Source organism: Paenibacillus sp. LHD-38 (assembly GCF_031157315.1).
Classification (GTDB): domain Bacteria; phylum Bacillota; class Bacilli; order Paenibacillales; family Paenibacillaceae; genus Pristimantibacillus.
On sequence record NZ_JAVIFU010000019.1, the window covers coordinates 44,439 to 57,994 of the forward strand.

The 13,556-nt window shown below is 50.5% G+C and carries 15 protein-coding genes; 6 read left to right on the plus strand and 9 right to left on the minus strand.

Annotated elements, in window-relative coordinates; genetic code table 11:
- Position 1: 1 nt before the first annotated feature.
- Genes RCO25_RS17480 through RCO25_RS17490 form a run of 3 tightly spaced genes read left to right on the plus strand, consistent with a single transcriptional unit; the run spans position 2 to position 2,670 of the window.
- A complete protein-coding gene (locus tag RCO25_RS17480) occupies positions 2-712 on the plus strand; it encodes a polyphosphate polymerase domain-containing protein (protein ID WP_308997426.1) in 711 nt (236 codons plus the stop codon).
- Between the two features lie 11 nt (positions 713-723).
- Entirely contained in the window at positions 724-1,404 is a 681-nt protein-coding gene (locus RCO25_RS17485) for a DUF4956 domain-containing protein (protein ID WP_308997427.1), read from the plus strand.
- A 45-nt stretch (positions 1,405-1,449) separates the two neighbouring features.
- Positions 1,450-2,670, plus strand: coding sequence for an MFS transporter (locus tag RCO25_RS17490; protein WP_308997428.1), 1,221 nt, complete (start codon positions 1,450-1,452; stop codon positions 2,668-2,670).
- A 168-nt stretch (positions 2,671-2,838) separates the two neighbouring features.
- Here the strand turns inward: RCO25_RS17490 and RCO25_RS17495 are convergent, their stop codons facing one another.
- Positions 2,839-3,468, minus strand: a complete 630-nt coding sequence (locus RCO25_RS17495) for an O-methyltransferase (RefSeq protein WP_308997429.1) — start codon at positions 3,466-3,468, stop codon at positions 2,839-2,841.
- 146 nt (positions 3,469-3,614) lie between these two features.
- Here RCO25_RS17495 and RCO25_RS17500 point away from each other — a divergent pair, with 146 nt between their 5' ends.
- Together RCO25_RS17500 and RCO25_RS17505 are read left to right on the plus strand one after the other, a co-directional pair.
- Complete coding sequence (locus RCO25_RS17500; protein WP_308997430.1) at positions 3,615-4,760, plus strand: THUMP domain-containing class I SAM-dependent RNA methyltransferase; 1,146 nt, start codon at positions 3,615-3,617, stop codon at positions 4,758-4,760.
- A 23-nt stretch (positions 4,761-4,783) separates the two neighbouring features.
- Positions 4,784-6,817: an LTA synthase family protein gene (locus tag RCO25_RS17505; protein ID WP_308997431.1), complete on the plus strand. Its 2,034-nt coding sequence runs from the start codon at positions 4,784-4,786 to the stop codon at positions 6,815-6,817.
- A 159-nt stretch (positions 6,818-6,976) separates the two neighbouring features.
- On the opposite strand, the gene RCO25_RS17510 is transcribed toward RCO25_RS17505, so the two are convergent.
- The 8 genes from RCO25_RS17510 to racE form a co-directional block, all read right to left on the minus strand.
- Positions 6,977-8,416: a PDZ domain-containing protein gene (locus RCO25_RS17510; protein WP_308997432.1), complete on the minus strand. Its 1,440-nt coding sequence runs from the start codon at positions 8,414-8,416 to the stop codon at positions 6,977-6,979.
- A gap of 93 nt (positions 8,417-8,509) precedes the next feature.
- The gene (locus tag RCO25_RS17515; protein ID WP_308997433.1) at positions 8,510-8,809 is read right to left on the minus strand and encodes a hypothetical protein; all 300 of its coding nucleotides are present in this window, start codon (positions 8,807-8,809) and stop codon (positions 8,510-8,512) included.
- Positions 8,772-9,386 carry a DUF3990 domain-containing protein gene (locus tag RCO25_RS17520; RefSeq protein ID WP_308997434.1) on the minus strand — a complete coding sequence of 205 codons (615 nt, stop codon included), beginning with the start codon at positions 9,384-9,386 and terminating at the stop codon, positions 8,772-8,774. Before RCO25_RS17520 ends, RCO25_RS17515 begins: the two co-directional genes overlap by 38 nt.
- 100 nt (positions 9,387-9,486) lie before the next feature.
- Positions 9,487-9,720 carry a YuzB family protein gene (locus RCO25_RS17525; RefSeq protein ID WP_308997435.1) on the minus strand — a complete coding sequence of 78 codons (234 nt, stop codon included), beginning with the start codon at positions 9,718-9,720 and terminating at the stop codon, positions 9,487-9,489.
- Between the two features lie 37 nt (positions 9,721-9,757).
- On the minus strand, positions 9,758-10,060 hold the full coding sequence (locus RCO25_RS17530; RefSeq protein ID WP_308997436.1) for an iron-sulfur cluster assembly accessory protein: 303 nt from the start codon (positions 10,058-10,060) through the stop codon (positions 9,758-9,760).
- Positions 10,061-10,104: 44 nt separating this feature from the next.
- Positions 10,105-10,344, minus strand: a complete 240-nt coding sequence (locus RCO25_RS17535; RefSeq protein ID WP_308997437.1) for a hypothetical protein — start codon at positions 10,342-10,344, stop codon at positions 10,105-10,107.
- An 89-nt stretch (positions 10,345-10,433) separates the two neighbouring features.
- On the minus strand, positions 10,434-11,318 hold the full coding sequence (locus RCO25_RS17540; RefSeq protein ID WP_308997438.1) for a M14 family metallopeptidase: 885 nt from the start codon (positions 11,316-11,318) through the stop codon (positions 10,434-10,436).
- Positions 11,319-11,440: 122 nt separating this feature from the next.
- Positions 11,441-12,250, minus strand: a complete 810-nt coding sequence (racE, locus tag RCO25_RS17545; protein WP_308997439.1) for a glutamate racemase — start codon at positions 12,248-12,250, stop codon at positions 11,441-11,443.
- A 475-nt stretch (positions 12,251-12,725) separates the two neighbouring features.
- Between racE and RCO25_RS17550 the strand changes: the two genes are divergently transcribed.
- Positions 12,726-13,532: an SDR family oxidoreductase gene (locus RCO25_RS17550; protein WP_308997440.1), complete on the plus strand. Its 807-nt coding sequence runs from the start codon at positions 12,726-12,728 to the stop codon at positions 13,530-13,532.
- The last annotated feature ends 24 nt before the right edge of the window (positions 13,533-13,556 follow it).

The following is a 13,556-nucleotide window of genomic DNA, read 5'->3' on the forward strand; positions in this document are numbered from 1 at the left end:
CGTGAAATTTTTTGGACGAAAGCTCCGGCATGAGCTGAAATATTATTTACATCCGCAGGAATATTTAACGCTGCGGCAGCGCGTATCCGCCCTGCTGCCGCTCGACTCCCACGCAATCGGGGAAGAAGGCTACGGCATCCGCAGCCTTTATTTCGACGGTCCGCAGGACAACGCCTTGTTCGACAAGACGAATGGCATCTTCCGCCGCCACAAGTATCGCATCCGTATCTATAACGGCAGTGACCGGACCATTAAGCTGGAGCGGAAGAACAAATTCGGAGAATACGTGAACAAGGAATCGGCAAGCCTCAGCAGGGAGGATTACGATAGGATTTTAAACGGGGACTCAACCTGCCTGCAATCATCGGCTGTTCAGCTGGTGCAGGATTTTTACCGTTCGCTCAAGCATGAGGATTACCGGCCTGCGGCGATCGTCGATTATACGCGGGAAGCTTACGTGTATGAGCATGGAGACGTCCGCATCACCTTTGACAAACGGCTGGCCGCCGGGATCAATACGTATGACCTGTTCGATCCAGGCCTCATCCTGACGGAAGCGCTGGATTCGACCCGGACGATCTTGGAGGTCAAATACAACGAGTACTTGCCGGAGATGATCCGCGTCCTGGCGAACCCGCATGCAAGCAACCGGTCGGCCATCTCGAAGTATGTCATTTGCCGGGAAACCGTCATGAAACATTTCAAACGATAGAGGAGACGCACATGGGAGAGAACGTTAACTTTCAAGATTTATTCAAAAAGAGCATGCTTCATTTGGAAGCGTTCCGCAGCGTTTCGTATACCGACGTGCTGATCGGCCTCATCGCTTCATTCGGCATTGGGATGTTCATTTTCTTCATTTACAAAAAAACATTCAGGGGCGTCGTTTACAGCTACAATTACAATGTAACATTCGTGCTTATGACGATGATTACTGCGCTCATTATTATGACGATCAGCACGAACATCGTCTTGTCGCTGGGCATGGTCGGCGCGCTCAGCATCGTCCGTTTTCGGACGGCGGTAAAAGATCCGCTCGACATCGTCTATATGTTCTGGGCGATATCCGTAGGCATTGCAGCGGGCGCCAAAATGTACCCGGTCGCGCTGATCGGCTCGGCCGCTATCGGCCTTACGCTGCTGTGGCTATCCAGACGAAGAATCCGAGAGCAGCCGTATCTGCTCATCATCCGCCATTCAGAGGTTGCGATCACGGGTGTCCGCACCCAGCTCCGCAAGCTGAACTATACGCTCAAGTCGAAAACGGTCCGCAAAGATTACATCGAGATGACGGTCGAAATCCGGCTGCGGGACGACAACACGGCGTTTGTGAACGTATTGTCCGCCATCGAAGGCGTGCTTGACGTCTCTCTTATTAATTATACCGGCGATTACGCGCAGTAGCGGAGATTTAGGAATTTTTCGTTTTACTTATGGTATACTTTGGCTATGGAACAATGGAAGAAAAATTTGATCGTGTTGTGGTTCGGACAGTTTCTCGTTATGGCTGGAATGACGATGATCATTCCGTTCTTGTCACTCTACTTGCAATTTGATTTGGGTTTGACCGATAAGCATGAAATCGGTGTATGGGCAGGCATTATTTTTGCCGGAAACTTCGTGACGTCATTTATTTTCCAACCGATATGGGGCAAGATGGCGGATCGCTACGGTCGCAAAATGATGCTGCTTCGCTCAGGCTTCGGAATGTCGATCGTAATGGTCCTGATGGGTTTTGCCACGAATCCCTGGCATTTGCTGCTCCTTCGAATGGTTAACGGAACGATCTCCGGGTTCAACCCTGCTTCGATCGCTTTGATTTCAGCTACAACGCCAAAAGATCGAATGGGCTTCGCAATGGGAACGATTCAGTCCGGCGGGATTGCCGGAACGATACTCGGACCCTTTATCGGCGGCTTACTGGCGGATACCATTGGTTTCCGACCGATCTTTTATTTGACGGGGGCTTTGTTGTTCGCTGCTTCCCTGCTTGCTTTATTTGTCGTTAAAGAACCGTTTGACCGTATGAAGGCAGCTGCACGCGTGCAGGCATCCGTCATCGAAGGCTTTCGCAAGCTAAGCGGAATACCTCAGCTTACCGCGTTATTCGCCGTAACATTCCTGATCCAATTCGCAATGATGAGCCCGATGACGCTTATCCCGCTTTATGTTCAGGAGCTGCACGGCACAACGACTAACCTAGCCTTTTTCGCCGGCTTTGTCGGCTCCGTAACGGGACTATCCAATCTTGTCGCCTCGCCGCTCCTCGGAAAGCTTAGCGACCGCATCGGTGCAGAACGTGTACTCGGGGTAGCGCTTGTCGGAGCCTCGCTGGCCTTTATACCGCAGGCTTTAGCAGGGACCGTATGGCAGCTGCTCATCGCTCGCTTTATACTAGGTATTTTCCTCGGGGGGCTTATTCCAGCCGTAAACTCCCTTATTCGAAAATACACACCGGACGGTATGGAGAGCCGTTCCTACAGCTTCAACACCAGTACGATGAGTCTGGGTAACATGATCGGCCCGATAACGGGCGGCGCCCTCTCCGGCTGGATCGGCCTTCAAGGCTTGTTCTTTCTATCCGCGGTCATGCTTATGATCAATGCGGGCTGGGTTTGGCAGTCGCTGCTGCGCAAGCGGCAGCACCCGCAGCATAGCAAGAACGGCTGATGACGTTTGATAGCCGAAATCAAATAACGTGCAGGAGATGAATGGCCCCTACACCCCCTGCACGTTATTTTTTTGCTAAGCTTGTGATGTCGGGTTGTAAGCGCATGTGCGGCCAATAACACAATGAGCCCGCTCAGCAACCGCCGAGCAGGCTCATTATATTTCGGGTTATTTTACGATAGCGATTGCCAGTCCGTCGTAACCGGGCAGTACCGTGCTTTGCAAACGTTCGTCTGAAGCAATCGTTTCATTGAAGGACCGCACTGCATGAACGGACGGGCCCGCTTTGGCAGGATTGGTTGTTCTGCCCCGCAGCAGAATGTTATCTCCTACGATAACCGCCCCCGGACTAGCGAGCGCTATCGCATAATCCAGATAAACCGGATACCCTTCTTTGTCCGCATCGATGAAAAAGAAATCAAATTTCCGCCCCGCTGATAACAGCTCTGCCAAGCTTTGCTTCGCGTCGCCAACCATATACTCTACTTTATCGCCTAAACCGGCAGCTTCCATATGCTTCTGCGCTAAGTCCGCATAGTTTTGCAGCAGCTCGAGCGATGTTAGCATTCCGCCTTCCTTCAGCCCGCGTGCTAAGCAAATTCCGCTGTAACCGCCTAGCGCACCTATCTCTACGATTCTCTGTGCTTTCGTAAGCGATACGAGCATGGTAAGCAGCCTGCCATAACCATCCGCAACCGAAATATCCGGCATCCCGTTCGCGGCTATGCCCGCTTTTACACGTTCAAGATCGGAATCCATTCCATAAAGGGAATCCACATATTGCTCATTTAGTAACATGATTCTTTTCTCTCCAATTTTACAATTTGTAAAAACAAGCTAGTTTGTCCTATACTTGATTGTATGTTTTTGTTTACGAGGTTACAAGCATAGGCTTTTGAAACAGCACCTATAAACGCAAAGAATGAATGAAAAGAGAGTGTAAAATGGAAAAGTTACAACTAATCGCAACCGCGCCGATGGGGCTTGAAGCGGTTGTCGCACGCGAACTGAAGGATTTAGGCTATACCGACTTGCAGGTGGAAAACGGACGTGTCAATTTCACAGGCGGGCCTATCGATATTTGCCGAACCAATCTTTGGCTTCGCACCGCAGGCCGAATTTTAATTAAAATGGGAGAATTTCCGGCTACGACCTTTGATGAGCTGTTCGAGGGCACGAAAGCGCTCGATTGGCCAACTTGGATACCGAATGACGGTGAGTTCCCTGTGAACGGCCGCTCGCAAAAATCACAGCTGACGAGTGTTCCTGCCTGTCAGAGTATCGTAAAGAAAGCAGTCGTCGATAAAATGTCGGAGCGTTACGGCACCGAGTGGTTTCCCGAGGATGGCGGACGCTATGTCATTGAGGTCACACTCATGAACGACCGCGCCATGCTCACCCTTGACACGACAGGCGACGGCTTGCATAAACGCGGATACCGCAAGGTAGCTACCGAAGCGCCAATTCGGGAAACACTCGCCGCTGCCCTCGTACAGCTTAGCCGCTGGCGTCCCGAACGGCCGCTTTATGATCCTTTTTGCGGCTCAGGCACGATTCTAATCGAAGCAGCGATGATTGGATGGAATATCGCGCCCGGACTTCGCCGCAGCTTTAACAGCGAGGGCTGGCCGCTTATTCCAAATGAGCTGTGGGATGAAGCACGCGAGGAAGCGTTTGATTTGGTGAAAGACGATATTCCGCTCCAAATCGCCGGTTCCGATATTGACCCTGGAGCCATCGAAATCGCGGAGGCTGCCATTAAGAAGGCTGGCTTCGGCAAAGAAATCAAGCTTTCAGTCCAGCCTGTCGCCAAAGTAAAGCTGCAAGGCGACTACGGTGTAATTATTACGAATCCGCCATACGGGGAACGTCTGGGTGATGACGAGCAAGCCGAGGCAGCCATGCGTCAGTTTGGCTTGACTGCGCTGCATTATCCAACTTGGTCATATTTCTCGATTAGCCCATCCACTAGCATTGAGCATTATTTCGGCCGTAACGCCGACAAGAAGCGCAAGCTTTTCAATGGACGTATCGAGTGTAATTATTTGCAATTTTTCGGGCCACTTCCTCCCCGCGGAAATCGCGTGTAACAATAGAGGAGGATATTTTACAAATGCTATGGAATGATCAAAAACCGGCGCGCCGCGGCATGAGCATGCTTCTGATTGGGCTTGAACGGCTCAAGATCGTTGACTTGCTGTTGTTTGTTGCTGCGATGCTGGCCAAGCTCTATTTATTCTCGGAAATTCTTCATGTTGCAAACATGAAAATGACCCGTACGGATGCGATCATCGAACTGGGAGCCATTCTGTTATTCAGCTTTTGGACGATTTGGCTGCCCGCACGCGGCCGAATCCTATCGCTAATCATGTTAAATGTGATTGCATCCCTTGTTTTATATGCCGATATTATTTACTACCGCTACTTCCAAGATTTAATCTCGATCCCGGTATTGCTGCAATTCAGTCAAGTAGACTCCTTAGGGGAAAGCATCGGCACACTGCTTCGCGCAAAGGACTTTATGTTGTTCCTGGATTGGATTGTTATTATTCCGTTCGCAATCTACGCTTTGTGGCGTGGACGAAGCGACCTTCGCCGCGCGAACGAATTTCGCCGTAAGCCTCTAGTTTGGCAAAAAACGGCCGTTCGCGTCGTGCTAAGCGCCGTTGTTTTCGGAATCGGCACATCGCTGGTGTTTACGAATGTGAATGAAGCTAAGCGAACGTGGGGACAAGGTATTTTTGTAGGTAACTGGTGGAACCTTTCGATTTACAACGTAACGGGCGGATTAGGCTTCCATGGCTATGATATTTACCGCTACGTGAAACAGAACTGGCTTGACGCGGAGACGGTTACAGCCGCGCAATCCTCGGAAGCACAAAATTGGATTGAATCACGCGGTGATGTGCGCAGAACTCTTGAGCAGGATCAGCTGTTTGGCGCCTATGCAGGCAGTAATGTTTTGATGGTGCAGCTCGAAGCCTTTCAAAACTTTATGATCCATAAATCAATCGGCGGTCAAGAGATTACGCCTCATTTGAATGATCTGATCGAGCAGAGCGCTTATTTCAGCCAGTTCTACCATCAGACTGCCCAGGGAAGAACTTCGGATGCCGACTTTACGGCAAACTGTTCCATGCAGCCCGTCTCCAACGGTTCCGTGTTCATCCAATATGCACCGAACGAATTCGACTGCATGTCCAGCACCTTAAAGGCAAACGATTATGGAACAACCGTTTTTCACGCCTATGAAGGCGGTTTTTGGAATCGGAATACGATGTACAACAATATGCAGTATGACCAGTTTTACAGCCTGAAGCATTTTACCATGGATGAAAAAATCGGCTGGGCGCTTGGAGACAAGTCATTCTTCAGGCAGTCTCTTGATGTCATATCCGACCAAAAGCAGCCTTTCTATTCGTTTCTTATCACCCTGTCGAGCCATTACCCTTTCACGATGCCGGTCGCGGAGAAAAGCCTTAGCTTAGGCGAGCTGGATGGTACGATCATGGGCGACTACCTCCAGGCCATTCATTATGTGGATGCCGCTCTCGGCGAGCTGGTTGATCGAATGAAAGCAGAAGGCCTATGGGATAACACCATTTTGGTCATGTACGGTGATCACGACAACTCGATTAAAGACTGGTCTCTGTTAGAAACATTCCTTGGCAAGCCATTGAGTGAAGTTGAAAGCCAAATGATGCTCAGGCAGGTGCCTTTACTCGTACATTTGCCGAGAAACGAGCATGCCGGAACCTATACCGAAGTTGGCGGGCAGCTCGATGTGACGCCAACGATTATGCATCTTCTCGGGATATCAACGGCCAATCAGTACTTGATTGGAACGCCGCTGCTCACCGAAAAGCCGCTTGATGGCAAAAAGGTCGTGCTCCGAAATGGCGCCTTCACGGACGGGAACGTTTATTATATCCCGTCTACCGATGGCATTGTTGATAACGGAGCCTGCTGGAGCATCCCAGGGAATGCGGTTACGGATATGAATGCCTGCATCGGTGCCATTGAAGATTCACGGACTGAGCTTAACATGTCCGACCAAATCGTAATGAACAATCTCATTGAAAACTTCAAGGAGCAATCGGCTACTGAGGCACGCGGCGGCAGTAATATGGAAACCGCAGCCCGCTAGCAGCCCCCAGAGCAAAACCAGCTCCCTTGCTGCAACTAACCAGAAAAAGCTCTCTAATCTATAGCCTAGAGAGCTTTTTTTGCATCAAATGACGATTCGTCCCTGCCTCCAGTCAAAAGGATTGCAGCTAGAAGAGCAATATTGTCCAAGGTTCGAATACTACTTTTTATGCTGTTCCAGCCAGTCCAGCACCTCGTCAATCGTCTCAACCGGAACGATGTTCAGCTGCGGCGCGCCGCTTCGAGCTTCTGCCTCTAGTGCAGCCGGCACAAAAAACACGTCAGCATCCGTACGGCTAATCGCATAAGCCTTTTGCTTGATGCCCCCGATAAGGCCAACGGATCCGTCCGCTTCGATCGTACCCGTTCCCGCAACCTGATTGCCATAGGTAATACCCCCAGGCGTCAGCTGGTCAATGATGGCAAGCGTCAGCATTGCACCGTGCGAAGGACCGCCGATATGCGCCATAAATCGCTTATAATCCAATTCCCGTGGAATATCAAGTATCAGCTCCGTTTGTACGGAGATGCCGAACACCGGTCGCTCCGGGGTGTCGTCAGAAGCCTTCGTTGCAACCGTCGTCTGCGTCACCCTCCCAGCTCTCCTTAGGGTAACTGCGACCGAGGCCCCGGGCTTTACCGACTTCTCCATGTAGGCGGTCATCTCACTAATCGTATGAACAGCTTGTCCATCCAGCTTATCGATAATATCTCCTGCCTGCAGCAGCCGATCGGCAGGACTATCCTTCACGACCGCCACAACCCTAACACCGTCTGCTGTGATGCCGCTCCCAATTCCGGCCTTCTTCATCGCCACCGCCGCAGCCAAGCTGTTCGCATCTGTCTTCATGAGGACGACCTGCGCATACGTTTCGGTGAGCGGCGGCTCATCTTCCGGAATCTTCTCGAAGCTGTACATCGGCAGCAAGCTTGCATACAGCCAATCTGCGGGCACTGCAGGCCTGTCAAATACAAGCACGCCGTTGATAGTCCCGCCATGCTGTCCGCCCTCCACATGCGCGTAACGGTTCATATTCAGCGTCATTCCGGGATACGTTACCTGATAGCCTGTAGGAAAAAGCAAAGCGACGAGCAGCATGATTGTTACCGATAAAACAATGGCTCCTCGCCTTGGCAGCCAATGCGGGATAAAAGAGCTCTTTTCAGCATGTGAATGCCCCTCTTCTGCATCTTTCAGCCTCGCCAACCGCTTACGCTCTATCCCTTCGCTTAAAAGCAGATCCGCATATACCAATGGAACCGAAGCTCCAATAATAAGCAGCAGCTGAAAAAGCTTCTCCGGCTCTAGCAGCACATAACCCGCTCCCACGATACTCAGTCCGGCAACCACTAGTCGCAGCAGCTGCATGACGATTGCAAAACCAAACCTTTTTCGCTGCTGCCATATGCCGAGCAAAGCACCCGCTGCCCAGCTAAGGGGGACGATTGCGAGAAAATAAAACAACCAATCAATCATTTCAATCCACTGCATCCCGCTGCCCGTCTTTAGCGGCGCTGGCAGCCAAATAAGCTCTGACGCAACTAAGCAAGCAAACGCTATTGCTATTCCAAAAATATAATAAACGGCCGGCTTCCGCATTTTTTTCTTCCTCCTATGATCCCTAAGCCTATGCCTCGTATATGCCTCAGCCTCCAAACAAATAAAAGACCCGACGAGCAGGGTCGCGGGGTCTTACTTCGTTTGCAAATATTGGCGTTCCTCCGATTCGATGCCACGATCCCTCAGTTCGCCCTTCTCTATGCCTTGAATGCGCTCCAGCCATTGCGACGGAGGATGATTCATGCGGCGCGCGCGATCGAGCAGCTGCGCGTATTGACCGCAATTGTCGTAGCCTCCCAGCCTGCGTACGACCTCGATATACTCCACCACCAATGCTCTCGCATCCGCTGCGGTATAACCGTATTCGCTGGCCAGCGCTTCCACAATCCCACGCTCATACAAGCTTAACCTGATCTGTGCTTTCACCTTCATGATACATCCACCTGCTTCCCGTATAAATATGGTAGCCTACAAGCTTTAAATGCGCTTCCCATCGTTCGGAGCAAAACACGACTTGATTGCCCAGCCGAAGCGAATCCAGCTTCCTGCCTTTCCGCGATACCGTAATTTGTTCATAAAACCAATGCTCATCTTTCTTTAATTGTACTGCTTTATGTACGATTTTTCCAGTGTCATTGTCCGCCATCGGTCCAATTATAATGTCCGGATGTGTTTCGCAGGGGTCGTCCCCCTTGACGGCTGCCTTGCGATGAGCATAAATAAAAGATGCCCACGCAGGCGAATCGGAAAGGAATAACAGCGGCTCTACCCGATCAGGCACAGAAGTAAGTTCGACGACAAGCACGCAAGGTCTTCCTCCGTCCCATGACTCCTTCGCCGCCTTATGCGACCATTTCCGCGCTTGAGCGATTGAAATCGTCGTATAGAAACCTTCACCAAAGTCTTTCCCCGGACGCCAATATGGCGAATTTAACAGCTTTCTCCCAAATGATTGTACCGTGTCACTAGTTGTTCCATGATATAACAGCTGCGGCGTCGTTATGTCCACCCTCGTGCTCCTTCCCCGTTGCTATTCTCATGCAAAATGGCTTGCAGCTATACAAAAACCCCGCGAAATAAAAGCGCTCGCAGGGTCTTTGTTGTCGGTGTCATTTCAATTTCTTCTTTATATAAGGAAGGACCTTCTGAATGGCCTCATCCTCAGTTACCGCCTTAATATAACGGCCATTAATAAAAATAAATGCGTAACGGGCGCAGGGCCCGCAGTAGGATTTGCAGCCCACGCGAATTTCCGCGTCAGGCACTAGCTTTTGCAGCTTGGGCACAATCGATTTCATCGTCATGTGCTTGCATTTGTCACAAACGCGTATGTCGTTAGCCATGATTCATCTTCCTATTTCAACCGGATACGTATGAATCCTAATGATCGCCGTGGTTGCCCTTGGTTGGATTCGTTACGGCAAAACCTTCTTCAGGCACGTAGAAATAATCGATGCGCACGCCGTCTAGGAAAGCATTGTCTTTCTCTAAAATAACGTCGATGCCTTTATCTGTCGATACGACAACGTCTTTGTCTGTCGGCTCATCGATTCCCATACCGTAATGTGCATGGTCTCCATGTGAATGCGTCACGTAGATGCGTAGCAATTTCCCTTCGTTCTCAGGCTTGTCCAGTTCAACTTGCAATACCTTTGCGGCGTTTTTGGAAATTCTGCAGTTCATTAATTATCCAGCTCCTCTTATCGTTAGCCATGCGGCAATATTTATTATTTAATATTATACTTGGTCTCCATTCTACGGGCAAACCATTCTGCAAGCAGCATCGTAACCGCGATATCGTCAACCGGTAAGAACGGCAGCGGAAGTATGTCAGGCAGTACCCAATAGAGAAAAACGGGCACGGAAAAAATCAGCTTGTCCAGCAGTGACACATTCTTTGATCGAAGCAGCTGAAAAATACGGACAAATGTCAGGCGCCAGTGGCGCAGCGACAGCAATTTGCGCATTAGAAATCCCACCTTTGCCGAGCTTTTCCGATTATTATAGCATATGCGAGCGCCATTTGCCTCCTGCAGCAATAAACGGCCGAAGGCCGCTAAAGACGAAGCATCTCTAGCAGCAGCGGTTGCAGCTCCATATAAATATTGTCAAAATTGCTCATCGGCAATGGATTTTCGCCGAATCCTGCCTCTACGGTAAAACCAGGCCTGCGAAACCGTTGGATATACCAGTCCTTGTAGCCCGCGTCGCTGCCCGTCAGCTTCACCGCCTCGTACCCGCTAACCCTCGCAAGCCTATTGGCAAGCTGTTCTGCTTCCGCAGGCTCGTAATCGCGATAATTCCAATAGATTTCCCTTCCTTGCGTATGAAGCGCCATGACGGTATGAAAGCCAAGCGTTTCCGTAAAACGAGCCATAGCCATCGCCTCCGGCTCACTGAGCGGATAGGGTCCGGGATAATCACGCGGGCCAGGTCCTTCCACGCCTCTGCGCTTGCACTCCTCTTCCCAAAACGCAGGAAATTGATCATTCAAATCGACGCCGCGAATATTCGCTTTCCAGCTGCTGAACTTATCGGAGCCTCCGTTCCATTCCGTAAGCTGCCGATGATAGGGATGCGAAGCCGATAGCCCCTGCTGCGCAAGCTCTACCCCGTCAGGATTAACCATCGGTACAGTCCATAAGGTTACGTCTCTGCATAGATCATGTGCGTGCTGGCCGCCGATCTGCTCGCCGCTGCAATAGGCTGCCGACAAATCCGCAACAAAGCGCATCAACAAAGCAGACGTAATCCATTCATTCGCGTGAAAGGCGCCATTCATATGAACAAGACGCGGGCCGCTGCCGCAGCGAAGCGCCAACAGGGGCTTGCCCATCACGCTCTCTCCAATGACATGTGCCGACAGAAAAGGGTATCTGCCCGATAGCTGTCTCACGCCCTCCAGCAAATCGGGATAACCGTAGCTTTGAACGGAGTACATGACAATCGCCTCCCTCTGCATCGATGTGTTCCCTTCATGTTATGCGCGCTTTGACCTGTCCTATGAAGCTAACGGCAAAAAGAAGCCGGGCCGCGGCAGGCTCAGCTTCTTCTGGTTATGAATTAAACGATATTCGGTACTTGCCATACAACCGGCGTCAGCTCGATTTGCTTGCCCAGCCACTGCTGCGTAATCTTTTTGAACATCCGCGGATCCCCGCTGCAAAAAAACTGGTGCACAGGCAATGCTCCTTCGCGCGAGAGCTTGCCGTTCTTATACAAAATGTCACGGATTTCGCGTGCCGTCTCGTCTGCCGAGCTGATAAGAGTGACACGCTGCCCCATTACCTCAGAAATCGTTTCCGCCAAAAAAGGATAATGCGTGCAGCCGAGTATAAGCGTATCCATCTGGAAGCCTCGTAGATGGCCGATCGAGCTTCGCACCGTCTCATAGGTTTCTATGGAGCGGAAGTTCCCTTTCTCCACCAGCGGGACAAACCGCGGACAGGCTTCACTGATGACTTCTACATTTGGCGACAGCTCTCGTAAAGCCTGCTCATAGGCTCCGCTCTTGATGGTGCCTTCCGTGCCGATAACGCCTACACAACCCGTGACGGTCAAGCCGATTGCAGCTCTAGCTCCCGGTTTAATGACTCCGACCACGGGTATTGCAACTCTGGAGCGGATATCTTCAAGTCCTGCGGCCGTGGCCGTATTGCATGCTATAACAATCATTTTCGGATTAAACTGTATTAAATAATCGACAATTTCTCTTGTAAAATGGATGATCTCTTCTGAAGAGCGCGGTCCATAAGGCGTTCGGGCCGTATCTCCAAAGTACAGAATTTTTTCTCGCGGCAGTTGGCGCATGACTTCCTTGGCAACGGTGAGGCCGCCAACGCCTGAATCTAGTATCGCAATCGGTTGCTGCACAAACACACCGCTTTCTTAAACAAAATATAATAAATCAAGACAAAATAGCATATGAATACAGGCACAAAAACGTACCTACATCTTATCGCGAAATCGGACAAGGTTCAACGGGGCGGCATCACAAAAAACAGCATCCGAATGCGGTTTAAACGAGTAAACCAAGCTCCCAAAAGACGGGCTCCTGCCTTCACCATTTTCTTGTTGACAACTTAAATGTATATCACTTAATATTTAAACGCCTTAAATATTTATTACTGAAGAGCCGAACGCATCCATGATTCCAAAGACAGGCGTGTCGTTCTCGTGCAGTGTCTCATCTTTTATCATCAGGACCACGAATGGCTGCTTGAAGCAGCATCGCGGTCCTTTTCTTTTGCCTGCGCGCAGGCTGTTTAGTTAGCGCAGTTTCGGGTACATACAAGTAGAAAGCAAGTGAAACCAGTGCAGGACAAACATAAAAAAGGAGGACGATTGGATGACAGAAAATAAAAATCCAAATGGACGTTTGCAGGGGAAAATAGCGCTGATTACAGGTGCGGGATCCGGAATCGGCAAAGCAGCTGCTCTGAAATTCGCAAAGGAAGGCGCTGATTTGGTTCTCCTGGATGTGAAGGAAGAAGCCATGGAGGATGTTTGCCGCCAAGTACATAAGTACCAAGTTGAATGCTTATCGATCGAGACGGATATTTCCAATGAAATCCAACTTGCGGATGCATATCGTCAGGTAAGGGATCGCTTCGGTCGACTCGATATCCTATATGCCAATGCCGGCATTAACGGCGTATTGACGCCGATTGAGCTGATGGAATACGACGATTGGAACAAAACGCTTCAAGTCAATTTGAGCGGCACCTTCCTAACCGTGAAACATGCAATCCCATTATTGAAGGACAATGGCGGCAGCATTCTCATTACCAGCTCCATTAACGGTAACCGTGTTTTCTCCAATATAGGCTTCAGCGCTTACAGCAGCACAAAGGCTGGACAGGTCGCTTTTGCCAAAATGGCGGCGCTTGAGCTTGCTCAGTACAAAATTCGCGTAAACGTCATATGCCCCGGCGCGATCGAAACAAATATCGAGGAAAACACCGAGCGAACGCCGGAGCTGGATCGGGTAACGATCCCCGTGGAATACCCTGAGGGGGATCATCCGCTTGAGGACGGTCCCGGCAGCGCCGCACAAGTGGCCAATCTGGCTTTGTTTCTTGCTTCCGAAGATTCCAGTCACATTTCGGGCACAACCGTGTACATCGACGGCGCGGAATCCTTGCTGCGCGGATAAAGCCAGCACTTTTAAATTCCAATA

Coding starts and splice junctions, on each gene's coding strand:
- RCO25_RS17485 (WP_308997427.1), top strand. CDS start 724: ATGGGAGAGAACGTTAACTTTCAAGATTTATTCAAAAAGAGCATGCTT.
- RCO25_RS17490 (WP_308997428.1), top strand. CDS start 1,450: ATGGAACAATGGAAGAAAAATTTGATCGTGTTGTGGTTCGGACAGTTT.
- RCO25_RS17495 (WP_308997429.1), bottom strand. CDS start 3,468: ATGTTACTAAATGAGCAATATGTGGATTCCCTTTATGGAATGGATTCC.
- RCO25_RS17500 (WP_308997430.1), top strand. CDS start 3,615: ATGGAAAAGTTACAACTAATCGCAACCGCGCCGATGGGGCTTGAAGCG.
- RCO25_RS17505 (WP_308997431.1), top strand. CDS start 4,784: ATGCTATGGAATGATCAAAAACCGGCGCGCCGCGGCATGAGCATGCTT.
- RCO25_RS17510 (WP_308997432.1), bottom strand. CDS start 8,416: ATGCGGAAGCCGGCCGTTTATTATATTTTTGGAATAGCAATAGCGTTT.
- RCO25_RS17515 (WP_308997433.1), bottom strand. CDS start 8,809: ATGAAGGTGAAAGCACAGATCAGGTTAAGCTTGTATGAGCGTGGGATT.
- RCO25_RS17525 (WP_308997435.1), bottom strand. CDS start 9,720: ATGGCTAACGACATACGCGTTTGTGACAAATGCAAGCACATGACGATG.
- RCO25_RS17530 (WP_308997436.1), bottom strand. CDS start 10,060: ATGAACTGCAGAATTTCCAAAAACGCCGCAAAGGTATTGCAAGTTGAA.
- RCO25_RS17535 (WP_308997437.1), bottom strand. CDS start 10,344: ATGCGCAAATTGCTGTCGCTGCGCCACTGGCGCCTGACATTTGTCCGT.
- RCO25_RS17540 (WP_308997438.1), bottom strand. CDS start 11,318: ATGTACTCCGTTCAAAGCTACGGTTATCCCGATTTGCTGGAGGGCGTG.
- RCO25_RS17550 (WP_308997440.1), top strand. CDS start 12,726: ATGACAGAAAATAAAAATCCAAATGGACGTTTGCAGGGGAAAATAGCG.